Here is a 23,695-nt window from a genome sequence, read left to right as displayed (position 1 = left end):
TCTGCCGCCGGGGAGGAGGCGTCGAGTCGGCCGGTCGTTACGCTGGAAGAGTGACCACCCTCCACGACTCCTCGGTGCGCGGTTTCGCCTCCGACAACTACTCCGGAATCCACCCCGACGTGCTGGCCGCGATCGCCGCTGCCAACGACGGCCACCAGGTCGCCTACGGCGAAGACGTCTACACCGCCCGCCTCCAGGACCTGTTCGTCTCGCTTCTCGGCGAGGGTGTCGAGGCATATCCGGTCTTCAACGGCACGGGCGCCAACGTCGTCGGGCTGCAGTCGATGCTCCCCCGTTGGGGCGCCGTGATCTCGGCATCCACCGCTCACATCAACGTCGATGAGGGCGGGGCGCCCGAACGGGTCGGAGGGATCAAGCTGCTCACCGTGCCCACCGATGACGGAAAGCTCACCCCCGAGCTCGTCGACCGCGAGGCCTGGGGATGGGGCGACGAGCACCGCGCGCAGCCGCTCGTGGTCTCGATCACCCAGTCGACGGAGCTGGGGACCCTCTACAGCGTCGAGGAGATCCGCGAACTCGCGGCCCACGCCCACGGGCACGGTATGCGCCTGCACATGGACGGTGCGCGCATCGCGAACGCCGCCGCCGCCCTCGACGTTCCCCTTCGCGCCTTCACCCGCGATGCGGGTGTCGACGTGTTGAGCTTCGGCGGCACCAAGAACGGCGCCATGATCGGCGAGGCCATCGTCGTGCTCGATCCCGAGGCGTCCACGGGCCTGACCTACCTCCGCAAACTCGACATGCAGCTCTCGAGCAAGATGCGCTTCGTGTCGGCGCAACTCGTCGCCCTGCTCGAGAACGACCTCTGGTTGCACAACGCCCGCCATTCCAACGCCATGGCGCAGCGCCTTCGCGCCGGCATCGAGGCGGGTCTCGCCGACGGGTCGATCCAGGGTGTCGAGTTCACGCAGCCCACCCAGGCGAACGGCGTCTTCGCAACTCTCCCCGCCGGTGTCGCCGATCGGCTCCGCCAGAGCTTCCGCTTCTACGACTGGGACGAACTTCGTCGCGAGGTGCGATGGATGTGCTCGTTCGACACGACCGAGACCGACATCGACTCGTTCGTCGCCGCGATCGCGCGAGAGATGACCGCCTGACGCCTCACGGACCAGGTGGGCCGCGGCACTCACAGGAGGAGCCGCGGCCCGCTGCAGCCGTCAGGCCCCGGCGAGCCAGTCGCGGTAGGCGTCGAACGTCGACTCGCGGCCGAGGAACCTCTCGACGAGCTCCCGCGCATCCCGTGTGCCGCCGGGCTCGAGGATCTCACGGCGGTACCGGGCGGCCGTTTCGACGTCGAACAGGTCGTCGCCGAAGGCCGAGAGCAGATCTCTCGCGATCACCAGACTCCACTGGTAGGTGTAGTAACAAGCGCCGTAGCCGGTGAGGTGGCCGAATCCGGCGTAGGAGTGCGACCCGTCGAGCGGCGTGATGGGACTCGCGGCCCGGTAGTACCCGTCGACAGCGATGGCGAGATCGTCGGGCCGGTCGACGTGCAGGCGGTACGACGTCGTGGCGTGGCCCAGCTGACGCGTGACCTCGAGACCCCGCCCGAAGGCGTCGGCGGTGCGCATGCGGGCGACGAGATCGGCGGGGATCGGCTCGCCCGCGTCGTTCACGGCGAAGGCCGCGAGGGCCTCGGCATCCCACGCCCACTCCTCGAGCAGCTGGCTCGGGGCCTCGACGAAGTCCCACTCGGTCGCCACTCCCGTCCAACGCGCCCAGGTCTGGTGACCGCCGAGGATGTCGTGCACGAGGTGACCGAACTCGTGGAAGAACGTCACGACCTCGTCGTGCTCGAGGAGTCCCCGCGAGAAGTTGCAGAGCAGGACCGATTCGGGAAGCGACCGGCCGACGATGCCCGGGGCGAGGCCGAAGCACGCCGCGTGGTTGTACTTTCCGTCGCGCGGATGCAGGTCGAGGTGGATGCGTCCGAGGCGGTCCTCGCCCCGGACGACGTCGTAGGTGCGGACGTCATCGTGCCACGAGGGTGCCTCGACCGGCACGTAGCGCACGTCGAGCAGGCGAGCGGTGGTGTTCAACACGCCCTCGAGCACGCGATCGAAGCGGAAGTACGACCGGACGAGCTGCGCATCGACGTCGTACTCCTCGCGTTTGAGAGCGCCGAGGATGTACCAGAAGTCGGCGATCGTCACCGCGTCGGCCTCGGAGTCGTCGCGACGCAGGCGCTCGAGAACGCGCTCGTATTCGCCCGCCGCCGCCGGTGCGACCGCTTCGGCCACGCGATCGAGGAAGGCGCGCACCGCCGCGCTCGAACCGATCATGCGCGTCTCGGTCTCGTAGTCCGCCCAGTCGCCGTACCCCAGCAGCGCGGCCCGCTCCGAACGCACCGCCAGCAGCTCGGCGAGGACGGCTTCGTTCACGGGCCAGGCGAGATCGTTGTACGCGCTCATCATCGCGTGACGCACGGACCGATCGCGGGCATATTCCCGGACCGGCATGAGGTCGGTGTACTCGGTGGTCAGCGTGATCATCCCCTCCTCGTCGGCGGGACGCTCGGCGAGGAAGTCGGCGGGCAGGCCCTCGAGCGAATCCGCCGAGACGCGGACCTCCCGTCGGCCCTCGCGGATGTTGCGAGAGAAGGTCAGCGAGAGCTCGGTGTCGCGATCGGTGAGCTCGCGGACGCGGGCGCGATCGGCATCGGGAAGGTCGACGCCGCCCCGGCGGAAATCTCGGCGCACCTGATCGAGGAAGCGCTGCTCGTCGCGGGAGAGTCCGGACGGCTCGGCATCCGCGAAGACCCGCCACAGAGCGCGGTCGAGGAGCCGGCGGGACTGCACCGCATCGACGGCCTGCGCCTGCTTCTCGGCGGCGTCGCGAACCTCGGCATCCGGGTGCGATTCACTGACGAGGTGCGAGGGCGCCGCCGCCTCGGCGAGTGCGATGTCCGCCTCGTTCCAGAGGGCGAGACGGTCGCTGATCGACAGGTCGCTCTCGGCCACCAGACGAGCGTCGATCGCGGCCACACGCGCCAGGCGTTCGGCCGGACGTTCACCGGCGAAGGCCTTCCAGCCGTCGAGATCGCGAGGGAGGGAGAGGGGTTCCAGGGGAGGATGCGCCATGCATCGACCCTAGGCAGGGCCGCCGACACCGGCAACGGCGCGGCGGATGAATTCGCCGTGGATCCGGCCGGGGACGTCGGTCAGCGCAGAGCGCCCACCGACGCCAGCGCCTGACGGATGAGGGTGCCGCGGCCGCCCTCCATCTCGTCGGAGAGGGCATCGGATGCCGCTTCCTCAGGCGACAGCCACGTCACCTCGAGCGCGTCCTGACGCGGCTCGCAGGTACCGGTCACCGGGACCACGAAGGCGAGGGCGACGGCGTGCTGACGGTCGTCGTGGAAGGCGCTGACCCCGGGGAGGGGGAAGTACTCGGCGACCGTGAACGGCGTCGGCGAGGGCGGCAGCAGCGGGAAGGCCATGGGACCGAGGTCGTTCTCGAGGTGGCGGAACAGCGCGTCGCGCACGGTCTCGCCGTAGCGGACGCGACCCGAGACGAGCGTGCGGGTCATCTCGCCGAGGGGCGTGGCACGCAGCAGGATGCCGACCTGGGTCACCGCCCCCATCCCGTCGGTGCGAACGGGCAGAGCCTCGACGTAGAGCATCGGCAGACGACGTCGCGCCTCGGCCAGTTCGACCTCGCTCAGCCACCCGGGGTTGGGGTTGGGGCCTCCCTGCGCTCCTGAGAAGGACGCCGAGAGCGGCTCGCGCTCATCGCCGTTGTCGCCGGGTTCGGGATCGGGAGTGCGCACGGGCATGCTCCCTGTATATCAACCGTCCGCCCCGGATGCCGCGTGTCCCGCGCGCCGGTATCGTTCCGATCTCGATGTCGGAGGCCTTTGCGACAATGGCGGCATGAACGCTCAGCCGTCCCTCGATCCGACCGTCGTGCGGTGGTCCGTGCCTCCCGCCGAACGCGCCGGACGGCCCGTCCTGGTGCTGCTGCACGGCTACGGCTCCGACGAGCACGACCTCTTCGCACTGGTGCCGCACCTTCCCGAGGCCTTCGTCGTCGCGAGCGTGCGGGCCCCGCTGGCTCCGCCTTGGCCGACGCCGGGTGCCTCGTGGTACCCGATCGAGGGTCTCGACGGTCGAGACCCCGAAGCGATCACCCTCGCCGCCCACGCCGTCCTCGCCTGGGTCCGCGAGGCCGTCGGTGAGGAGCCCGTCGGGCTGCTGGGCTTCTCGCAGGGCGGCGCGGTCGCGCTCCAGACCCTGCGCGTCGATCCGGACGCCGTGTCGTTCGCCGTCGTCCTCGCGGGCTACGCGGCGGGCGGCGAGTTCCCCGGCGATGCCCTCCTCGCGAATCGTCGCCCGCCGGTGTTCTGGGGCCGAGGCGCCGCAGACGATGTCATTCCTGCGGCTCTGGTCGATGTGACGGCGCAGTGGCTTCCGGTGCACAGCGAGCTGAGCGGTCGGGTCTATCCGGGGTTGACGCACTCCATCTCGCAGGACGAGCTCGACGACGTCCGGGCCTTCCTCGACGCCCGTCTGGCCAATCGCGGTACGACCGCGAGCGGCTGAGCCGGGCGCGCGAAGACGGCCTGCCGCCGTTCGTTCCCGCGCCCGATGCTGAGGATTCAGCGATCTTCGCCTGGACGGCACCGGCGGTTCCGCGGCGAGCGAACGTCAACCCCGACCCGATGTCGGAGGTCCGGGAGAAGATGTCGACATGGCCGACGTGCTGGAGAGATTCGGTCCTGCGACGCAGGACTGGTTCCGTGGCGCCTTCTCGGCGCCGACCAACGCGCAGAAGGGCGCGTGGGAATCCGTGTCGTCGGGGCGGAACGCCCTCGTCGTCGCGCCTACGGGTTCGGGCAAGACGCTGTCGGCGTTCCTCTTCGCGATCGATCGGGTGTTCCGCGAGAAGGGCCCCGAGACCCCGGATGCCGCTCCCTCGCCGCGCGGCACGCGTTCGACGCCGAAGGTCCCCAAGGCGGTCCCGACAGACACCCGCATCCTCTACATCTCCCCGTTGAAGGCGCTCGGCGTCGATGTCGAGCGCAACCTCCGCTCGCCTCTCGTCGGTATCGGCCAGTCCGCTCGCCGCCTCGGCATCGAGGTGCCCTCGGTGACCGTCGGCGTGCGCTCGGGCGACACGAGTTCGAGCGATCGTCGCAAGCTCGTGACGGCCCCGCCCGACATCCTCATCACGACGCCCGAGTCGCTGTATCTCATGCTCACGAGCCAGGCGGCAGAGACCCTGCGCGGTGTGCACACCGTCATCATCGACGAGGTGCACGCGGTCGCGGCGACCAAGCGGGGCGCTCACCTCGCCGTGAGTCTGGAGCGCCTCGACGCCCTGCTCGACAAGCCCGCCCAGCGCATCGGACTGTCTGCGACGGTACGACCCATCGACGAGGTGGCCCGTTTCCTCGGCGGAGCACAGCCCGTCGACATCGTCGCCCCCAAGGCCACGAAGGCGTTCGACCTCTCGGTCGTCGTGCCCGTCGACGACATGCTCAACCCACCGCCTCCTCCGGGCTCCCCCGCCCCCGACGACACCAGCGACGCAGAGTGGTTCTCCGATCGCCCCGAGAGCACCGAGGTCTCGGGTTCGGTCTGGCCGCACGTCGAAGAGGCCATCGTCGACCGCATCCTCGAACGCCGCTCGACCATCGTGTTCGCCAACTCGCGCCGCCTGGCCGAGCGCCTGACGGGGCGTCTGAACGAGATCTACGCCGAGCGGCAGGGCATCGACGTGCCCGAACCGACCGTGCCCGCCGCCACGATGGCGCAGGCGGGTTCCTCGGCGGGTGTCGCGGCCATCCTCGCGAAGGCCCATCACGGCTCCGTGTCGAAAGAGCAGCGCGCGCAGGTCGAAGACGAGCTCAAATCCGGCACCCTGCGCTGCGTCGTCGCCACGAGCAGCCTCGAGCTCGGTATCGACATGGGCGCCGTCGACCTCGTCATCCAGGTGGAGTCGCCACCCAGTGCGGCATCCGGTCTGCAGCGTGTCGGCCGTGCCGGCCACCAGGTCGGCGAGGTCAGCCGGGCCGCCCTCTTCCCTAAGCACCGCAGCGACGTCCTGCACACCGCTGTCGTGACCGAGCGCATGCTGGCGGGGCGCATCGAGGCCATCTCGGTGCCGCAGAACCCGCTCGACATCCTCGCGCAGCAGACGGTGGCCGCCTCGGCCCTGGGCTCCATCGACGTCGAGGAGTGGTTCGAGACGGTCAAGCGCAGCGCGCCCTTCCGCTCCCTCCCCCGCTCCGCGTACGAGGCCACCCTCGACCTCCTGGCCGGTCGGTACCCCTCTGACGAGTTCGCCGAACTGCGCCCCCGCCTCGTCTGGGACCGCGACGCCGGCACCCTCACCGGGCGCCCGGGCGCACAGCGCGTCGCTGTGACCAGCGGCGGGACCATTCCCGACCGCGGTCTGTTCGGTGTCTTCGTCGCGGGAGAATCGCAGAACGCGCGCGTCGGAGAACTCGACGAAGAGATGGTCTACGAATCCCGCGTCAACGACGTCTTCACGCTCGGCACCACGAGCTGGCGCATCGTCGAGATCACGCACGACCGTGTCAACGTGCTCCCCGCCTTCGGCCAGCCCGGCAAGCTGCCGTTCTGGCATGGCGACGGCATCGGTCGCCCCGCCGAGCTGGGCGAGGCGCTCGGCAAGTTCTCGCGCGACATCGCCGCGGCCGACCGTGGCAAGGCCGAGGAGCGCCTTCGCGAGTCGGGACTGGACGACAACGCGATCACCAACCTGCTCGCGTACCTGGCCGAGCAACGCGAGGCGACCGGGAGCCTCCCCACCGATCGCACGCTGACCGTCGAGCGCAGCCGCGACGAGGTCGGCGACTGGCGCATCATCCTGCACTCGCCGTACGGCATGCAGGTGCACGCGCCGTGGGCGCTCGCGGTCAACGCACGCATCCGCGAACGCCTCGGTGTCGAGGGGGCGGCGGTCGCCAGCGATGACGGCATCATCGCCCGGGTCCCGGATGCCGCGGCGGAGCCGCCCGGGGCCGATCTCTTCGTCTTCGAGCCCGACGAGCTCGAACAGATCGTCACCGACGAGGTGGGCGGATCCGCTCTGTTCGCCTCGCGCTTCCGCGAATGCGCCGCTCGAGCGTTGCTCCTGCCCCGGCTGAATCCGAACCGCCGCTCCCCGCTCTGGCAGCAGCGCCAGCGTTCCGCGCAGTTGCTCGAGGTGGCCAAGAGGCACCCGGCGTTCCCGATCATCCTCGAGACGCTGCGCGAGGTACTGCAAGACGTCTACGACCTTCCGGCTCTCCTCCGCCTCACGCGACAGATCGGAGAGCGCAAGATCCGTCTCGTCGAGATCACGACGTCGCAGCCCTCCCCGTACGCGCGCGATCTGCTCTTCGGTTACGTCGGCGCCTTCATGTACGAGGGCGACTCCCCTCTCGCGGAGCGACGTGCGGCGGCGCTCTCGGTCGACCCGGCGCTCCTGAGCGAGCTGCTCGGCAAGGTCGAGATGCGCGAGCTTCTCGACCCCGACGTCATCGCCCAGTTCGAGCGCGAAGCTCAGCGCCTCGACCCCGATCGCCGAGTCCGGGGCGCCGAGGGAGTGGCCGACCTGTTGCGTATCCTCGGCCCCCTCGACGCGGCCGAGGTGGCTGCGCGAGTCGACACCGAGGGCGACGCACAGGCCGAGGCCGAGCAGCACCTCGCCACCCTCGTCGACGACCGGCGGGCGATCCGCGTGACGATCGCCGGAGTCTCGCGCACAGCCGGGATCGAAGACGCCGGTCGCCTCCGCGATGCCCTGGGCGCGGCGCTGCCCGTCGGCATCCCCAACGCGTTCCTCGAGCCTTTCCCCGATCCCCTGGGCGATCTCGTCGCCCGCTTCGCGCGCACGCACGCGCCCTTCACGACGGATGCCGTCGCCGAACGCCTGGGCGTGGGGGTAGCGGTTGCGCGGCTCACGCTGCAGCGCCTCGAGTCTCAGGGGCGCCTCGCCAGTGGGTTCTTCCTTCCCGAGGCGTCGGGCGGTATCCGCGGCGACGAGACCGAGTGGTGCGACGTCGAGGTGCTGCGACGCCTGCGTATGCGATCGCTGGCGGCCATCCGAGGCAGCGTCGAGCCGGTCCCTCCGGCCGCGTACGCCCGGTTCCTGCCCGTATGGCAGCATCTGGGTCGCCCCCTCGAGGGCATCGACGGGGTGCTCGCCGTGATCGAGCAGCTCGCGGGCGTCCCCATTCCGGCGAGCGCGTGGGAGTCGCTCATCCTGCCCTCGCGCGTGGCGGACTACTCCCCCGCCCTACTGGACGAGCTCACCGCCACCGGAGAGGTGGTCTGGTCGGGCCACGGCACCCTGCCCGGTCGCGACGGGTGGATCGCCCTGCACCCGGCCGAGGCGGCGCCGTTCACCCTGCAAGACCCCGAGGACGCCGACGATCCCGCGCCCGATTCGCTCGAGGCGCGCCTGCTCTCGGCCCTGGAGAGCGGGGGTGCGTACTTCGCCACCCAGCTGAGACAGCTCGTCGGCGCCGAGAACGAGCAGTCCGTCAACGACGCCCTCTGGGCGCTCACCTGGGCGGGCCGGGTGACGAACGACACCTTCGCCCCGATCCGCACGCTGCTCAGCGGTGGGGGCCAGTCGCACCGCGTCGCCCGCCGCGCACCACGCGCGCGTATGTACCGCGGCGCGACCATGCCGCGGGCCACCTCCGCGCCGCGTCCGCCGTCCCTGGGCGGTCGGTGGTCGCTCCTCCCCGAGCGCGAGGAGGACCCCGCAGCCCGCGCCACGGCCTCGGCGAGCCTCCTGCTCGATCGGTACGGGGTGGTGACGCGCGGCGCCGTGCAGTCCGAGGGCGTGCCCGGCGGCTTCGCCCAGGTGTACCGCATCCTCGCCGGCTTCGAAGAGGCCGGACACTGCCGTCGCGGGTACGTGATCGAGAAGCTCGGCGCCGCGCAGTTCGCAGCCTCGGCAACGGTCGATCGGCTGCGCGAGTTCGCCGCGGTCGCCGATCCCCCGCCCTTGCGCACCCTGACGCTCGCCGCCACCGATCCCGCCAACCCGTACGGTGCGGCCCTCGGCTGGCCCGCGATCGAAGGGGTCACGCACCGACCGGGCCGTAAGGCCGGAGGCCTCGTCGTACTCGTCGACGGTGAGCTCGCGCTCTACCTCGAACGCGGCGGTCGCAGCGCGCTCGCTTTCACCGACGACGAAGCGGTGCTGCAGGCGGCGGCCCGACACCTCGCCGAGACCGCGAAGAAGAGGCGTCTCGAAACCCTCACCGTCGAACAGGTCAACGGGGAGTTCGTCTACGGCACCGCGGTCGGCCGAGCCCTGCGCGAGGGCGGATTCGTCGAATCGCCCAAGGGCCTGACGTTGCGCAAACTCACCGCCGGCGACACCCTGCGCGAGGCCGCCCGTGCCTGAGGGCGATACCGTCTACCGCGCCGCGGCGAAGCTGTCGGCGGCCCTCGCCGGCAAGGTGGTCACACGGTTCGACATCCGTGTGCCGGGGAGCGCCACCGCCGACCTGCGCGGGGAAACCGTGCACGAGGTCGCTGCTCGCGGCAAGCACCTGCTGCACAGGATCGGCGGCTTCACACTGCACTCGCACCTGAAGATGGAGGGCCGATGGGACCTCTACCGCCCGGGCGAGCGCTGGCGGCGACAGGCGTTCAAGGCGCGGGCGATCGTCGGCGTCGCGGGCGCAGACGCCGTCGGTTTCGACCTCGCGATGGTCGAAGTCCTGCGCACGAGCGACGAGCACACCGTGGTCGGACACCTCGGCCCCGATCTGCTCGCCGACGACTGGGATGAGGCCGAAGCGGTCCGTCGCGTCTCCGCCGACGACAGAGCTGCACACGTCGCGCTGCTGGACCAGCGCAACGTCGCCGGCTTCGGCAACGTGTACGCGAACGAGCTGCTCTTCGTCCGAGGCATCGCGCCGACCACCCCCGCCACGGAGATCGACGTGCAAGCGACGATCGCGCTCGGCGAGCGCATGATCCGCGCCAACCTGCCGCGCCCCGAGCGCACCTTCACCGGCGACAGCCGGCCCGGGCGTCGCTTCTGGGTCTACGGTCGCGAGGGCGCCCCCTGTCGCCGCTGCGGAACCCCGATCCGTGCGACCTCGCTCGGCGCCTCCGCGACGAGCGAGCGCAACGTCTATTGGTGCCCCACCTGTCAGCCCGGCTGAGACGGGCCGCCGCGGGGCGTCCGCCTCCCGGACTGCGGCGCATCCCGGCCGACCGGGTCCACACCGCATTCGGGTCGACCCGCCGCGCAGCACGCGAGAGGGCGCCGCGCAGAACCGACTCTTTCCGCGCCCCGTGTCAAGCCGCCCGGCACCCTTCGTCCGGCGTGCGAAAACAGGGGGACAACTCCACGCCGCGCTCCGCGCTTCGCGCTTTCCTCGACATCGAGGAAACCGATGACGGTATCGGCGACGAAGAAGCATTCGAGGGAATGAACGTCATTCCCGGCCCGTTGTGATACATGTCGGCTCAACCCGATGGCCGACCGGAGGGGATCGTGGGAAAGAACTACATCGACATCGAAAACGACCACGGCGAGACGCTGCGTTACCGCAAGCACGTCAATGGTCGCGGACTCGTCGCGCACGGCGCGAAGGTCCACCCGTCGGCGCTGGTCGAGAACGGCGCCTACGTCGAACCCGGCGTGCAGATCGCCGCGGGTGTTCGTGTCGGCCGCGGTGCCTGGATCGAGTCAGACGCCGTGATCGGCCCGGAGGCTCACATCGAGCCGCACGCACACATCTGCGCGGGAGCGGTGATCGGCGCGGGCGCTCACATCGGCGTCCGCACGCAGGTCGGCCACAACGCTCGCATCGCGATGGGATCGCTCATCGGCGACGACGAGATCATCAACGACGGCGAAGCCGTGGCGACGGATCGACGAGGACTGCGGCTGGCAGCCTGACGAGGTCGTGCCCACCGCGGCATCCATGACCCGCACGACTCGACTGAGCGTGCGGGTTTTCGCTTGTCCGGGCCCTGGCGGCCTCAGGCGAAGATCGCCAGGACCAGCCCGATCAGGGGCAGGGTTCCCTGGATACTGGCCGGGCGCAGGTACTTCGCACCCGAGGTGACCAGGACGAGTGCCGCGGCGAGCATCGACCCCAGCGAGAAGATCAGCAGCGTGCGGCCGACGGCATCGCCGACCCCGTTCACCGTCCAGAACACGATGCCGACGACCGCTCCGATCGCGAGGAACAGGTTGTAGAAGCCCTGGTTGTAGGCCATGGGCCGCGTGGCATCCGCCGTCTGCTGGTCGGCGATCCCGAAGACCTTCCACGTCTTCGGCCGCGTCCAGCGCACGCTCTCGAGCACGAAGATGTAGACGTGAAGCAGGGCCGCGAGTCCCGCGAAGACAAGCGCCAGGATGCCGATCATGCCTCCCACGTTAGTGCCGCGGCTAGCCTGGAGCCATGGCGAAAGGCAACGGGTCCCGCGGGCGCAGCGGCGCACCTCGACGCAGCGGGGCAGCGAAGCCCGCCGCGGCAGGGCGTTCACGCGCGGCGAAGCCGAAGGCGAAGGCCGAGCGACCGACCCCGCCGCCGCGCGAGGAACCGCGGGACTTCGTGCTCGGCGCGATTCCCGGAGCAACCCCCGGCAAGTGGATCGGGCTGTGGCGCGAACGCATGCCGCACGTCGCTCTCGAGCTGCGTGAGATCTCCGTCGCCACCCAGCTCGAAGCGCTCGACGAGGTCGACGCGGCGCTCATCCGCCTTCCCGTCGAGGAGTCAGACGACGTGAACGTGATTCCCCTCTACGAGGAGGAACCCGTCGTGGTCATGTCCGCCGACTCCGACCTGACCGCGGCCGACGAGCTCGAGATCGCCGATCTGCGGGGCGAGGTCGTCATCGCGGCCGCCGACGACGTCTTGCACCTGTCAATCCCGGACGCCGTCGCCCCGGCGTTCGCACCCCCGGCCGACACCGCCGAAGCCATCGCGACGGTGGCTGCGGGCGTCGGCGTCGTGATCGTGCCGATGTCCCTTGCTCGCGCTCATCAGCGCCGCGACGTCGAGTACCGCATCCTGCGGGACGGTCCGCGATCCCGGGTCGCTCTCGCGTGGCTCCGCGAGCGCACGACCCCCGATGTCGAGATGTTCGTGGGCGTCGTGCGCGGCCGAACCGCGCGATCCTCGCGCTGACCGGGCATTGGCGCACCCACGTTTCGCTCCGTGTCACCCCCTGACGGTGCGGAAAGTCGCCCGCGTAGAATCTCCGGGTGACCGCTTCCTTGCTCTACGTCTGCGTTCGCCCGCAGCGTGAGGCGGCCGTGGCCGAGTGGGCCTCGTTCCGCGACGGTCTCGGCGTGCGAGACGACGACCTCGTGCACCACGACCTCGTTCGCGAGCCGCTGCCGGCGGACCTCGACCGGTACGCCGCGATCGTCGTCGGCGGCAGTCCTTTCAACGTCACCGACCCCGGCAAGACCGACGAGCAGCGCCGCCTCGAGCGCGACCTCGAACGCCTGGCGGGCGCGGCCATCGAGGGTCGCACGAATGCGCTGTTCACGTGCTTCGGTATCGGTGTCGTCACGCGTCTGCTCGGGGGCAGGGTGAGTTTGCTGCACCCCGAGGGCACGGGCCCCACCGACATCGTGCTCACCGAGGCGGGTCGCAACGACGAGCTGTTCGGCATCCTGAATCCCCGCTTCGAGGCGCTGACCGCGCACAAGGAAGGCACGGCGATCGTCCCCCCGGGCGCGACGCTGCTCGCCGAGAACGACGCGTGCCCCGTGCAGGCCTATCGCGCCGGGTCCGGACTGTGGGCCACGCAGTTCCACCCCGAGCCCACGACCGAGGCGTTCGTCGCGCGCATGGTCGTCTACCGCGACGCGGGGTACTTCGATGCCGACGCGTTCGACGAGGTCTCGGCACACGTGCGCACCGCGTCGGTCGAGCAGCCCACGCGCCTTCTGCGCTCCTTCGCCGCCCGATCCGTCGCGGCCTGAGCCGCGCCCGTCGGCGTCGGCGCCCCCGACTCGGGTCTGCCCGGGGGGATCACCCGCCGTCAGAAGTCAACCCCGACTGCCATATTTACCTAGCTTTTCTAGTGTTCTAGGTATGAACGCAGCAACGCAATGGCGGGGGAGCGACCTCGCACGTCAGATCGTCGTCCTTTCCACGGTGTCGTTCATGCTGATCGCCGCAGTGATCGGGGCGGGCGCCTTCGGCAACTCGGCCGTGCAGGATCAGCAGGGCGGCGCCCTCAACACCGACGGCTCCTACCTCGCCCCGGCGGGTCCGGCCTTCTCGATCTGGTCGGTCATCTACCTCGGCCTGATCGCGTATGCGATCTGGCAGGCTCTCCCCGGCCAGCGCACCAATGCGCGCCAGCGCGCGCTCGGCTGGCTGATCGCCCTCACGATGAGCCTCAACGGCCTGTGGCTGGTCGCGGCCCGCTTCGGCACGCTGTTGCTCACGGTCGTCGTGATCGTCCTCCTGCTCGCGGCTCTCTGCTGGACGTTCCGCGTCGCCGTGGCGACGCGCGAACCGCGCGACGGCGTCGTCGATTCCGTCCTCATCGACGGGGTCACGGGCCTCCACCTCGGCTGGGTCACCCTCGCCACCGTCGCCAACGCCGCCGCCTGGCTCACGACCATCGTGCCGGCGGAGTGGGAGAACGCGGCGGATGCCATCGGTATCGCCGTCCTGATCGTGGTCGCTCTCATCGGTCTTTCGATCGCGTGGCGCACCGCGTGGCGCGTCACACCCGCGCTCGCCCTGGCCTGGGGGCTCAGCTGGCTGGCCGTCGAGCGCTTCAGCGGCGAGCCGCAGAGCGCGCCGATCGGTGTGACCGCGATCATCGTGGCCGCGATCGTGCTCGTGCCGCCGGCGATCGTCAGCGTGCTCCGCCTGGTCCGCCGAAGCGTGGACTGACCGCCGAGGCCCGCGGCATCCGTTCCGCAAGAGGGGCGGATGCCGCATTCTCGGGGAGCTCGATCGGGGCGTGGATTCTCTCCGTTTCATCTTGCTCGTCGCCCTCTTCGTCGCAGCCGCCGCCGCGGTGTGGGTGGCGGGGATGCCAGAGCCGTCAACCCCACGCGCAAGGCGTGAACGACGAACGGCCCCGCCCCTTACGAGGTCGGGACCGTTCGTCATGACGTCAGAGTGCGGGGCCGACGATCGCGCTCGCCCCGGCCGGCACCGTCACCTCGGAGCCATCGAGCACGACGCCCTCCGCCGTCGCCAGCAGCACACGAGCACCGGATGCCACGGACGCCGAGGCCGCGGCATCCGAGAGGTTGACGATCACGACGAGGTCGCGGCGACGTAGTTCGTAGACCCGGCCGCCCTCGGCCTCCCTGGCCGCCGCGGACAGCCCCTCGCGCGACGGGTCGGTCAACTCGGGGCGCTCGCGCCGCAGCTTCGCGAGCTCGCGGTACAGGCCGAGCAGCTGGGCGTGACCGCCCTCGCCCGCCTCGTCCCAGTCGAGCCGGGAGTTCTCGAACGTCGAGGGATCCTGCGGGTCAGGGACGGTGGATTCGTCCCAGCCCATCTTCTCGAACTCGGCGATGCGTCCCTCGGCGGTGGCCTTGCCGAGCTCGGGCTCGGGGTGAGAGGTGAAGAACTGCCAGGGCGTCGTCGCGCCCCACTCCTCGCCCATGAAGAGCATCGGAGTGCCCGGGGCGGTGAGCGTGAGCACGGCGGCGGCGGCCAGGCGGTCGTAGCCGAGCGTCTGCGACAGACGGTCGCCCGCGGCCCGGTTGCCGATCTGGTCGTGATCCTGCGCGAAGGTCACGAGGCGCCAGTTCGGAACGTCCGCGGGAATGGGCTTGCCGTGCTTCTCCTCGCGGAACGATGAGTACGTGCCGTCGTGGAAGAAGCCGCCCTCGTTGACCTTTCGGAAGGCCTCGACGTCGGCGAAGTCCTCGTAGTAGCCGATCGTCTCGCCGGTCAGGGCGACGTGCACCGTGTGGTGCCAGTCGTCCGACCACTGCGCGGTCAGGCCGTATCCGCCGGCCTCGCGCGGGAGGATCAGCTTCGGGTCGTTCATGTCGCTCTCGGCGATGGTGGTGAGCGGGATGCCGCGGTGCGCCGACAGCGCGTCGGTGCGTTCGGCGATCTCCTGCAGCACGTGCGGATCGCGATGGTCGAGCAGAGCGTGCACGGCATCGAGGCGCAGGCCGTCGACGTGGTAGTCGCTCATCCACATCAGTGCGTTCTCGACGATGTACGCGCGGACAGCGTCTTCATCGAGATTGACCGAGTCGCCCCAGGTGTTACGGCTGCCTTCGCGCAGGTACTCGCCGAACTCGGGCAGGTAGTTGCCCGAGGGACCGAGGTGGTTGTAGACGACGTCCTGGATGACGGCGAGTCCGGCCGCGTGGGCCGCATCGACGAAACGCTGGTACGCCTCGGGTCCGCCGTAGGCCTCGTGCACGGTGTACCAGAGCACCCCGTCATAGCCCCAGTTCCACGTACCGTTGAAGCCGTTCACCGGCAGCAGCTCGACGTGGGTCACCCCCAGGTCGACGAGGTGATCGAGGCGGCCGACCGCGGCATCCAGTGTTCCCTCGGGGGTGAAGGTTCCGAGGTGCAGCTCGTAGATCAGGCCGCCCGCGAGCTGCTTGCCCGTCCACGCGGCGTCGTTCCAGGCGTACACCGAGGGATCGAACCAGGCCGACGCCTCGTGCACGCCGCCGGGCTGACGCCGCGAACGCGGGTCGGGGCGCAGGTCGTCGCCGTCGCCGAGCACGAAGCCGTACCGCTCGCCGTCGGCGAGGTCGACCGGGGCCGTCCACCAGCCGTCTTTCGCGGATGCCATCTCGACGTCTTCGACGACATTGTCGCCGCTGTCGTCGAGCCGGCGCAGCCGCACCCGCTCTGCCTTGGGTGCCCAGACGTCGATGCTCATGAGGGGTGTTCCTTCGCGTGAGGTGCCGAGGTTTTTCGCTGAGGGAGGGCGTGAGGCGACGATTGCCGACGCCTCACGCGATCGGGGGTCAGAAGATCAGCAGGGCCACCGGGTAGACCGCCAGCAGGTCGGCCAGGGGCACGGCGCCGCCGGCGAACGAGCGTCCGGTCAGCACGTCGACGACGGGGGTGTCCGGCAGCAGCACCACCGTGTCGCGCCAGCCTCCCGCTGCCGCCAGGCCGTGCGGCAGACGGGTCGCGACCGCGAACACACCGCCACGATCGAAGGCGACGACGTGGTCAGCCGCCACGCCCGCTGCCTCCAGCGGGCGGTAGATCTCGAGCGGGTGCTCACGGCGAAGGCGCAGCGCGCGCGACGTCACGAGGAGCTTGGCCGCTCCCGTGGCATCCACCGCCGGAGCCGCAGCTCCGGGGGCGTCGATCGCGGCGAGAAGCCGGCGACGCTCCGCGAAGTCGACCGCGCGACGGTTGTCGGGATCGACGAGCGACTGCTCCCACAGCTCCGAGCCCTGGTAGACGTCGGGGACGCCCGGGCCCATGATCTGCAGCAGCTTGGCGGATAGACCGTTCGACCATCCCGCGGGCGAGATCTGGTCGACGAAGGCGCGCACGCGCTCGGCGGCGGTGCCGGTGGCCGCGTCGACGACCGCGTGCATGCGCTCCTCGAAGGCCTCGTCCTGCTCCCACCAGCCGGTGACCTCGGACGCCTCGCGCGCCGCCTTCTCGGCGTACGCGTGCAGACGTTCGCGGTAGACCTTCAGCCCCTCGGGGGTGGATGCCGAGGCGGGCCACGCTCCCACGATCGCCTGCCACAGCAGTGCGTCGAAGGGGCCGTGACCGGTCGAGGCGATCCCGCGGAACTCCTCGAGTCGTTCGGCCCAGGTCTCGGGGATCTCGGCCAGCACCGCGATGCGGGCACGCGTGTCCTCGCCGCGCTTGGTGTCGTGCGTCGACAGAGTGGTCATGGCGGTGGGCCACGACGCGTGACGCAGCGCCTGCGCGGTGTGGAAGCCCGCGACGTCGAGGGAGAACTCCCCCGGGTCGCCGCCCACCTCGGTGAGCGAGCCCAGCCGGGTGTAACGGTAGAACGCGGTGTCCTCGACGCCCTTGGCCATGACGGGACCGGTCGTCTGCTGAAAGCGCCACGCGACCTCGAGGCTCGTGTCGGCGAGCACCGGGACGAGCTTCTCGATCACGTCGCCCAGTTCGGGACGACGCACTTCGGCTTCGCCCGCGGCGGCGTCGAGGTGCGTGCGACCGGCGGGGAGGTACGAGCGGTACACCGGGAAGCACGCGAGGATCTCGGCGAGCGCGTCCTGCAGCGCGTCGGCCCCGAACTCCTCGCGCAGCCCCGACGGAAGACCGCGCACCAGGCGACGGATCTCCGACACCTGGATCGAGTCGGCGATCTTGCGCTTGGTGTCGTGGATGAGGTCGTGCCAGCCGGTGAGCGGCTCGAGATCGCTGTCGGTGCGCAGGCGCGCGTCGAGGGCATCGAGCGCCGCCTCCCCCGCCGGGTCGGTCAGCACACGGTCGATCTCGGCGAGAGCGTCGTAACCGGTGGTCCCGGCGGTCTTCCACCACGACGGCAACGCCTCGCCGTGTTCGAGGATCTTCTCGGCGAGCACGTAGCCGACCTCGCCCTCGCCGGCCTCTTCGAGCGCGACGGCGAGCTGATCGAAGTACCCGCCCGGATCGACGAGACCGTCGGGGTGGTCCACGCGCAGACCGTCGGCGAGGCCCTCGCGCACCCAGCGCAGGATCTCGGCGTGGGTCGCCCGGAACACCTCCGGCACCTCGACGCGCACGCCCGCGAGGGTCGTCACGGCGAAGAAGCGGCGGTAGTTCAGGTCGGCCGCTTCGTCCTGCCAGTAGCGCAGTTCGAAGTTCTGCGCGTCCAGCAGAGCTCGGATGTCCGAAGTACCGGTACCGGGGGCCACCGGGAAGGCATGGTCGTAGTAGCGGACCAGCCCGTCGGGAGCATCGTCGGCCGGCGTCGGGTCGTATGAGATCTCGTCGATGACCGCGTCGAGATGGTCGCCGAGCACGGGCACGCGCACCTTGCCGTCACCGAATTCCCAGTCGATGTCGAACGCGCTCGCGTGCGCCGACGCCCGCCCCTGTCGCAGCACGTCCCACCACCACGCGTTGCTGCGTGGTTCCGAGACGCCCATGTGGTTGGGCACGATGTCGATCAGGATGCCGAGCTCCGCCGCGCGCGCTGCCGCGGCGAAGCGGTCGAGCCCCTCGGCGCCCCCGCGTGCGGGGTCGACGCGCTCGACGTCGACCACGTCGTAGCCGTGGTCGGAACCGGGCGTGGCCTCGAGGATCGGCGACAGGTACGCCCACGAGACCCCGAGGTCACGGAGGTATCCCGTGACCTCGGCGGCGTCGTCGAGGGTGAACGCTTCGCGGATCTGCAGGCGATAGGTCGAAAGCGGATGCCGCATCTCGCTCACAGCTCCGGCTTGGGCGCCTGACCGGGCAGGTCGTCGGTGCCGACCACCGGGATCTGCGCGGTGAGGGAGGCGGCGACCGAGTGGTCGACCTCGGGCTCGGGCAGGTGGTGCTCACGCAGGACCATGAGCGACTTCGGCTCGAGCGGCAGCGTCTCACCGGGGCTCAGCGGCTCGGTGTTCGCGCGCTCGCCGGCGGTGTCGACGTAGGCGTCCCACTTCGGCGCGTACTCGAAGTCGGGCAGGCGGAAGTCGACCTTGTCGTCACCGGCGTTGAACAGCACGAGGAAGTGGTCGTCGCTGATCGACTCGCCACGACGATCGCGCTCGCGGATTCCCTGGCCGTTGAGGAAGACGCCCACCGCGAGGCCGAAGCCGTTGTCCCAGTCCTCGGGCTGCATGAGCGAGCCGTCGGGACGCAGCCACACCACGTCGGGAATGGGAGCGCCCTCCTCCATCTTCACGGGGCGACCGTCGAAGAACCGGCTGCGGCGGAAGGTGGGGTGCTGCTTGCGCAGTCGCGCGAGGGCGGCCGTGAACTCGATGAGCGGGGTGTCGATGTTCGTCCAGTCCACCCACGTGATCTCGTTGTCCTGCGCGTAGCCGTTGTTGTTGCCGCCCTGCGTGCGACCGAGTTCGTCGCCGTGCAGCAGCATCGGCACGCCCTGGCTGAGCAGCAGCGTCGCGATGAAGTTGCGCTGCTGCTGCGCCCGACGCTTCAGGACGTCCTGATCGTCGGTCGGCCCCTCGACGCCCATGTTGCTGGAGCGGTTGTGCGATTCGCCGTCGTTGTTGTCTTCGCCGTTGGCGTCGTTGTGCTTCTCGTTGTACGACACGAGGTCGCGCAGCGTGAAGCCGTCGTGCGCGGTGACGAAGTTGATGGATGCCACCGGGAAACGTCCCGAGTGCTCGTACAGGTCGGCCGAACCGGTCAGCCGCGAGGCGAACTCGCCCAGGGCCTGCGGCTCGCCGCGCCAGAAGTCGCGCACGGTGTCGCGGTACTTGCCGTTCCACTCGGTCCACTGGGGCGGGAAGTTGCCGACCTGGTAGCCGCCGGGACCGACGTCCCACGGTTCGGCGATGAGCTTGACCTGCGAGACGATCGGGTCCTGCTGCACGAGCTCGAAGAAGGTCGCGAGCTTGTCGACCTCGTAGAACTCGCGGGCGAGGGTGGATGCCAGGTCGAAGCGGAATCCGTCGACGTGCATCTCGAGCACCCAGTAGCGCAGCGAATCCATGATCAGCTGCAGCGTGTGGGGGTTGCCCACGTTCATGCTGTTGCCGGTGCCGGTGTAGTCGGTGTAGTAGCGCTTGTCGTCGTCTTCGAGGCGGTAGTACGCCTCGTTGTCGATGCCGCGCATCGACAGGGTCGGGCCCATGTGGTTGCCCTCGGCGGTGTGGTTGTAGACCACGTCGAGGATGACCTCGATGCCGGCGGCGTGCAGAGCCTTGACCATGGCCTTGAACTCCTGCACCTGCTGACCGTGGTCGCCGGTCGAGGAGTAGGTGTTCTGCGGGGCGAGGAACGCGATGGTGTTGTAGCCCCAGTAGTTCGACAGCCCCTTCTCTTCGAGGGTGGAGTCGTTGACGAACTGGTGCACCGGCATGAGCTCGATCGCGGTGATGCCGAGCTTCTGGAGGTGCTCGATGACGGCGGGGTGGGCGATGCCGGCGTACGTGCCGCGCAACTCCTCGGGTACGTCGGGGTGCAGCTGGGTGAGGCCGCGCACGTGGGCCTCGTAGATGAACGACTCGGCGTAGGGGATCTTCGGCTGGCGGTCGCCCGACCAGTCGAAGAACGGGTTGATGACGACGCCCTTCATCATGTGGGCGGCGGAGTCCTCGTCGTTGAACGAGTCGGGGTCGCCGAACTCGTAGCTGAAGACCGCCTGCCCCCAGTCGACCTGGCCCTCGACGGCCTTCGCGTACGGGTCGAGGAGCAGCTTCGCGGGGTTGAAGCGCTTGCCGTTCGCGGGGTCGTACTCCCCGTGCACGCGGTAGCCGTAGCGCTGCCCCGGCTGGATGTTGGGGAGGTAGGCGTGCCAGACGAACGCGTCGACGTCGATCAGCTCGAAGCACGTCTCCGTTCCGTCTTCCTCGAAGAGGCAGAGCTCGACCTTCTCTGCTCCTTCACTGAACAGGGCGAAGTTCGTCCCGTTACCGTCGTAAGTGGCCCCGAGGGGATAACTGGATCCTGGCCATACCTGCTGCACGTCGCTCACGATAGACCAGCGTTGTTTCCGCGAACGGCCGCGATGACGCCTGTTGACAGGCGGTCTACCCCCGACTAAGGGCGCAGGTGCCTACGCCCGCTCCGGCGGATGCCGCAGAAGCTCGATGCGCTCGTCGAGGTACCGCCCCAGCGGCATAAATCCTCCGGCTGCGCTCCATCGCACGAGCGGCTCTCCGTCGCGGACGGATACGGGCGTCGACGATGGCCCGACCGCTGCGGGGTCGATGACCTCCCACCCGATGTGCACGCTCTCGCCCTCCGGCACCCCACCTCTCGCCGCGGCGGCCGAGAGCTCGGCGCGGCGACGCTGCGACTCCGCGGCGAATCCGCGTCGGACCTCCGGGCGCGAGCGCACGATGTCGCCCGTCGCGAGAAGCGCGTCGTCGGTCAACAGGAGGACCCCCAGGTGCCAGGCCGTGCCGCGTGGCGAGACACGGGCGGCACGCGGGATGCCGAGCAGGCGGCGCCCCTCCTGCAGCTCGCCGAGTCGCTCGCGCGGGGCGCCGGCCAGGCGTGCGCGAGCGTCGTCGAGGATCGTGGAGAGGGAGGAAGCGCTCATCGATCGGACCCTTCGTGACGTGCGGCTTCGGCGCGCTGGACGGCCTCGATCGCGGCCCGCACGGCATCACGAGCGCGGATCTGCGCGTTCGTGCGCTGGGTCAGTACGTCCTCCGCTTCGGCGGCGTCCCTCTCGGCGCGTTCCAGATCGGTGCGAAGGCCCTCCACACGCTCGCGGGCGCGCGTCGCTCGCTCGGTCGCCGAGTCGACCCGCCGGTCGGCAGCGGCGTTCTCGCGGTCGGCGTCGGCCTTCGCACGCTCCGCTTCGCGCACGGCCCGTTCCGCCGCCTTGCGCGCTCGACGGGAGGCGAGATCGTCCCGGGTGGGAGCGGGCCGCGGGAGCTCGCCCGGGACGGAACCGGCCACCGCTTCGCCGAGCGCCCCGTCCCGCAGTTCGGCGAGGTCGATCGCCGACACCAGACGCCCCGTGAGCACGGCGGCCGCCGCCGTGGCATCGACGACCGCGGCGTTGACGGTCTTCTCGACGGCATCCGACATCGCCCCGCTCAGCGGGCTCCCCGCCTCGGCGGCGAGCTCTCCCGCCCGACGAGCGAGGGCGACGACCAGGTGCCGGCGCTGACGCCCCAGTCTCCCGAGCTCGGCGGCATCCAGATCCTCCTGCGCCTCGTGAAGGGCGCGCGAGAGTTCCACGGCCTCGCCGAGCTGGCCGTCGCGCACGAGCAGGTTGACGGCCCAGGCGGCGACGGTGGGCTTGCGCAGCTTCGCCACCCTGCGCCCGACGGCCCCGCCTTCGGCGGCAGCGCGTTCGTTACGCGCGGCGGTGAAACGCGAGGGCGGGAGGCTGAGGAGTTCGGCGGCGACCTCGTCCACTCGGGAGTCGTCGTCGCTCATCGCTCCATTGTGTCGCGCGCGTCAGAGCGAGACCACTCCGGGGTGCGCACCGCGGATCTCGCGGTGGAGCCGCTCCATGCGGGTGTCGAGCTCGGCGGCGGTGTCGGCGGCGTTCTTGAGCTCGGCGAGCAGATCGTCGGGGACGAGGCGGTCGTACTTGTAGTAGATCTTGTGCTCGAGGCTCGCCCAGAAGTCCATGGCGATCGTGCGGAACTGCACCTCGACGGGCACGTCGACGCGACCGGTCGACAAGAAGACCGGTACCTCCACGATCACGTGCAGGCTCTTGTAACCGTTCGCCTTCGGCTGGGCGATGTAGTCCTTGACGTCGCGCACGGTGATGTCGTCTTGGCGGGTCAGCAGGTTCGAGAGCCGATAGGCGTCGTCGATGAAGCTGCACGTGACCCGGATGCCGGCGATGTCGGTGATCGAGGCACGGATGGAGTCGAAGTCGGTCTCGATGCCCTTGCGGCGGACCTTGTCGACCAGGCTGTCCGGCGACTTGACCCGGCTCGAGACGTGCTCGATCGGGTTGTAGGCGTGCATCTCTTGAAACTCTTCGCGCAGGATAGAGATCTTCGTCTCGACCTCGGCGAGCCCGAAGCGGTACTCCATCAGGAACCGCTGGAACTCGTCGCGCATCGCTCGCAGGGCCGCACTCGAGACGGTGATCTGCTGTTCGTCCAGCGGGTCCGACATGCGCACGAACGTAACGGACACGACTACGAGGCCGCTGAGAGCCTCACGCCCGGGGTGGTTCCGCCGAGGCGCGCGGGACCAGCTCGCCGTCGATGACGTCGATGCCGATCAAGCCCTGGAACACATCCGGAAGGTCATCCGGGTCGTTCCCCGATTCAGGATGCCGAGGCGTGGGGGGATTGGTCACGGCGCCCTCCTTCCGTGCTCTTTCCTCACTGTGGCAGGCGAACCCGCCACGCCCGGCGGTCTTGACACCTGGCATCCCGCCGCGTATCCGCGACACGCTCTGGCGTATCGTGGGCCGCATGGGGACCATTCACTACGGCGGCAGCGGCACGACCGTGCACATCGAGGACCGCGCCCTGGCTCACCTGAAAGTCGTCATCTCGACCAAGCTCCGCCGCGGCGAGAGCTTCACGTTGTCGTGGCGACACCGCGACGACGAAGAGCGCGGCCGCAGCACGCTCTGGCTGCACCCGGCGATTCCGCTGCGTTTCGTCTTCGACGACAGCGAACCCACCACGCTCAGCCGGGAGTGGATCGAACGACTGGCCGACTCCGCAAACTCGTCGGGCGGGATCATGCTCGTACCCGAGGACATCAGCCCGACTGCCGAGTCCGAGAAGAGCTGACGCTCACCCCTCTTCGACGAGGGCGTCCTCGCTCGGCTCGGGCGTGATCGCCAGACCGTTCGGGCCGGATGCCGCGAGCATGAGGTCTTCGACCCAGACCCGGTTGATGCGCGGCTGACGGCTGCCGTAGAAGTGGAACTGGATCGGCACAGAGGGGTGCATCCAGAAGCTGCGCCGACCGCTGCCGTCGCCGACCTCGACGTCGAACATGAACGACTCGGAACGCCGAAGCTTGTTCATCACGACGATGCGCAGGTGTGCGAGCGTACGGTCGTCGATGTCGACCGCGTTGGCAACGGTGTCGTAGATGAATCTACCCATGCCGTCGAGCCTATCCGAGGAACGCACGTCGAGCCGCTTTCCGGGATGCCACGTCGCGTCGCGCGAATCA

21 protein-coding genes are annotated in these 23,695 nt (G+C 69.9%); 10 read left to right on the top strand and 11 right to left on the bottom strand.

The genetic code is table 11. From position 1 onward, the window contains the following. The first annotated feature begins 50 nt into the window (after positions 1-50). Positions 51-1,118 (top strand): threonine aldolase family protein, encoded by a 1,068-nt coding sequence (locus tag OVA17_RS08170; protein WP_267786075.1) that lies wholly within the window; start codon positions 51-53, stop codon positions 1,116-1,118. Positions 1,119-1,178: 60 nt separating this feature from the next. Here OVA17_RS08170 and OVA17_RS08165 read toward each other — a convergent pair whose 3' ends face one another. Together OVA17_RS08165 and OVA17_RS08160 are read right to left on the bottom strand one after the other, a co-directional pair. Beyond that, complete coding sequence (locus OVA17_RS08165) at positions 1,179-3,101, bottom strand: M3 family metallopeptidase (RefSeq protein WP_267786074.1); 1,923 nt, start codon at positions 3,099-3,101, stop codon at positions 1,179-1,181. An 80-nt stretch (positions 3,102-3,181) separates the two neighbouring features. Next, a complete protein-coding gene (locus OVA17_RS08160) occupies positions 3,182-3,796 on the bottom strand; it encodes an NUDIX hydrolase family protein (protein WP_056226157.1) in 615 nt (204 codons plus the stop codon). Positions 3,797-3,893: 97 nt separating this feature from the next. Here OVA17_RS08160 and OVA17_RS08155 point away from each other — a divergent pair, with 97 nt between their 5' ends. The 5 genes from OVA17_RS08155 (at position 3,894) to OVA17_RS08135 (ending at position 10,905) form a co-directional block, all read left to right on the top strand. Then, positions 3,894-4,562, top strand: a complete 669-nt coding sequence (locus tag OVA17_RS08155; RefSeq protein ID WP_267786073.1) for an alpha/beta hydrolase — start codon at positions 3,894-3,896, stop codon at positions 4,560-4,562. A 148-nt stretch (positions 4,563-4,710) separates the two neighbouring features. Then, positions 4,711-9,393, top strand: a complete 4,683-nt coding sequence (locus OVA17_RS08150) for an ATP-dependent helicase (protein ID WP_267786072.1) — start codon at positions 4,711-4,713, stop codon at positions 9,391-9,393. Beyond that, positions 9,386-10,162, top strand: a complete 777-nt coding sequence (locus OVA17_RS08145; protein ID WP_267786071.1) for a DNA-formamidopyrimidine glycosylase family protein — start codon at positions 9,386-9,388, stop codon at positions 10,160-10,162. The genes OVA17_RS08150 and OVA17_RS08145 overlap by 8 nt, the downstream gene beginning before the upstream one ends. Positions 10,163-10,326: 164 nt before the next feature. After that, positions 10,327-10,458 (top strand): hypothetical protein, encoded by a 132-nt coding sequence (locus OVA17_RS08140; RefSeq protein ID WP_267786070.1) that lies wholly within the window; start codon positions 10,327-10,329, stop codon positions 10,456-10,458. Between the two features lie 39 nt (positions 10,459-10,497). Beyond that, positions 10,498-10,905, top strand: a complete 408-nt coding sequence (locus tag OVA17_RS08135; RefSeq protein ID WP_103207095.1) for a transferase — start codon at positions 10,498-10,500, stop codon at positions 10,903-10,905. 83 nt (positions 10,906-10,988) lie between these two features. Here the strand turns inward: OVA17_RS08135 and OVA17_RS08130 are convergent, their stop codons facing one another. Next, complete coding sequence (locus OVA17_RS08130) at positions 10,989-11,378, bottom strand: DUF1304 domain-containing protein (protein ID WP_267786068.1); 390 nt, start codon at positions 11,376-11,378, stop codon at positions 10,989-10,991. Positions 11,379-11,413: 35 nt separating this feature from the next. Between OVA17_RS08130 and OVA17_RS08125 the strand changes: the two genes are divergently transcribed. The 3 genes from OVA17_RS08125 to OVA17_RS08115 all read left to right on the top strand — a co-directional run bounded on the left by OVA17_RS08125 (position 11,414) and on the right by OVA17_RS08115 (position 13,876). Then, entirely contained in the window at positions 11,414-12,142 is a 729-nt protein-coding gene (locus tag OVA17_RS08125; protein ID WP_267786066.1) for a LysR substrate-binding domain-containing protein, read from the top strand. 77 nt (positions 12,143-12,219) lie between these two features. Then, on the top strand, positions 12,220-12,948 hold the full coding sequence (locus OVA17_RS08120; protein ID WP_267786065.1) for a glutamine amidotransferase-related protein: 729 nt from the start codon (positions 12,220-12,222) through the stop codon (positions 12,946-12,948). Positions 12,949-13,060: 112 nt separating this feature from the next. After that, positions 13,061-13,876 carry a tryptophan-rich sensory protein gene (locus OVA17_RS08115; protein WP_267786064.1) on the top strand — a complete coding sequence of 272 codons (816 nt, stop codon included), beginning with the start codon at positions 13,061-13,063 and terminating at the stop codon, positions 13,874-13,876. Between the two features lie 226 nt (positions 13,877-14,102). Here the strand turns inward: OVA17_RS08115 and treZ are convergent, their stop codons facing one another. The 7 genes from treZ to OVA17_RS08080 all read right to left on the bottom strand — a co-directional run bounded on the left by treZ (position 14,103) and on the right by OVA17_RS08080 (position 22,859). Then, positions 14,103-15,854, bottom strand: coding sequence for a malto-oligosyltrehalose trehalohydrolase (gene treZ / locus OVA17_RS08110; RefSeq protein ID WP_420712416.1), 1,752 nt, complete (start codon positions 15,852-15,854; stop codon positions 14,103-14,105). 88 nt (positions 15,855-15,942) lie between these two features. Further along, complete coding sequence (treY, locus tag OVA17_RS08105; RefSeq protein ID WP_267786063.1) at positions 15,943-18,324, bottom strand: malto-oligosyltrehalose synthase; 2,382 nt, start codon at positions 18,322-18,324, stop codon at positions 15,943-15,945. Between the two features lie 5 nt (positions 18,325-18,329). Then, positions 18,330-20,552, bottom strand: coding sequence for a glycogen debranching protein GlgX (gene glgX, locus OVA17_RS08100; RefSeq protein ID WP_267786062.1), 2,223 nt, complete (start codon positions 20,550-20,552; stop codon positions 18,330-18,332). An 81-nt stretch (positions 20,553-20,633) separates the two neighbouring features. Beyond that, positions 20,634-21,122, bottom strand: coding sequence for a glutaminase (locus OVA17_RS08095; RefSeq protein WP_210072386.1), 489 nt, complete (start codon positions 21,120-21,122; stop codon positions 20,634-20,636). Further along, positions 21,119-21,973, bottom strand: a complete 855-nt coding sequence (locus tag OVA17_RS08090; RefSeq protein WP_267786060.1) for a transposase — start codon at positions 21,971-21,973, stop codon at positions 21,119-21,121. The genes OVA17_RS08095 and OVA17_RS08090 overlap by 4 nt, the downstream gene beginning before the upstream one ends. Positions 21,974-21,994: 21 nt before the next feature. Beyond that, positions 21,995-22,672 (bottom strand): GTP pyrophosphokinase, encoded by a 678-nt coding sequence (locus tag OVA17_RS08085; protein ID WP_210072388.1) that lies wholly within the window; start codon positions 22,670-22,672, stop codon positions 21,995-21,997. A gap of 43 nt (positions 22,673-22,715) precedes the next feature. Further along, positions 22,716-22,859 (bottom strand): hypothetical protein, encoded by a 144-nt coding sequence (locus tag OVA17_RS08080; protein ID WP_210072389.1) that lies wholly within the window; start codon positions 22,857-22,859, stop codon positions 22,716-22,718. 118 nt (positions 22,860-22,977) lie between these two features. Here OVA17_RS08080 and OVA17_RS08075 point away from each other — a divergent pair, with 118 nt between their 5' ends. Then, positions 22,978-23,304 carry a hypothetical protein gene (locus tag OVA17_RS08075; protein ID WP_267786059.1) on the top strand — a complete coding sequence of 109 codons (327 nt, stop codon included), beginning with the start codon at positions 22,978-22,980 and terminating at the stop codon, positions 23,302-23,304. 3 nt (positions 23,305-23,307) lie between these two features. Here the strand turns inward: OVA17_RS08075 and OVA17_RS08070 are convergent, their stop codons facing one another. Next, positions 23,308-23,625, bottom strand: a complete 318-nt coding sequence (locus tag OVA17_RS08070; RefSeq protein WP_056226105.1) for a hypothetical protein — start codon at positions 23,623-23,625, stop codon at positions 23,308-23,310. Positions 23,626-23,695 lie beyond the last annotated feature (70 nt).

It is taken from the genome of Microbacterium sp. SL75, from assembly GCF_026625865.1.
Lineage (GTDB): Bacteria > Actinomycetota > Actinomycetes > Actinomycetales > Microbacteriaceae > Microbacterium.
The sequence above is the reverse complement of the archived record's forward strand: the minus strand, read 5'-3'. Positions and strand labels throughout refer to the sequence as shown.

Coding starts and splice junctions, on each gene's coding strand:
- OVA17_RS08165 (WP_267786074.1), bottom strand. CDS start 3,101: ATGGCGCATCCTCCCCTGGAACCCCTCTCCCTCCCTCGCGATCTCGAC.
- OVA17_RS08160 (WP_056226157.1), bottom strand. CDS start 3,796: ATGCCCGTGCGCACTCCCGATCCCGAACCCGGCGACAACGGCGATGAG.
- OVA17_RS08155 (WP_267786073.1), top strand. CDS start 3,894: ATGAACGCTCAGCCGTCCCTCGATCCGACCGTCGTGCGGTGGTCCGTG.
- OVA17_RS08150 (WP_267786072.1), top strand. CDS start 4,711: ATGGCCGACGTGCTGGAGAGATTCGGTCCTGCGACGCAGGACTGGTTC.
- OVA17_RS08130 (WP_267786068.1), bottom strand. CDS start 11,378: ATGATCGGCATCCTGGCGCTTGTCTTCGCGGGACTCGCGGCCCTGCTT.
- OVA17_RS08125 (WP_267786066.1), top strand. CDS start 11,414: ATGGCGAAAGGCAACGGGTCCCGCGGGCGCAGCGGCGCACCTCGACGC.
- OVA17_RS08115 (WP_267786064.1), top strand. CDS start 13,061: ATGAACGCAGCAACGCAATGGCGGGGGAGCGACCTCGCACGTCAGATC.
- treZ (WP_420712416.1), bottom strand. CDS start 15,854: ATGAGCATCGACGTCTGGGCACCCAAGGCAGAGCGGGTGCGGCTGCGC.
- treY (WP_267786063.1), bottom strand. CDS start 18,324: ATGCGGCATCCGCTTTCGACCTATCGCCTGCAGATCCGCGAAGCGTTC.
- OVA17_RS08095 (WP_210072386.1), bottom strand. CDS start 21,122: ATGAGCGCTTCCTCCCTCTCCACGATCCTCGACGACGCTCGCGCACGC.
- OVA17_RS08090 (WP_267786060.1), bottom strand. CDS start 21,973: ATGAGCGACGACGACTCCCGAGTGGACGAGGTCGCCGCCGAACTCCTC.
- OVA17_RS08085 (WP_210072388.1), bottom strand. CDS start 22,672: ATGTCGGACCCGCTGGACGAACAGCAGATCACCGTCTCGAGTGCGGCC.
- OVA17_RS08075 (WP_267786059.1), top strand. CDS start 22,978: ATGGGGACCATTCACTACGGCGGCAGCGGCACGACCGTGCACATCGAG.
- OVA17_RS08070 (WP_056226105.1), bottom strand. CDS start 23,625: ATGGGTAGATTCATCTACGACACCGTTGCCAACGCGGTCGACATCGAC.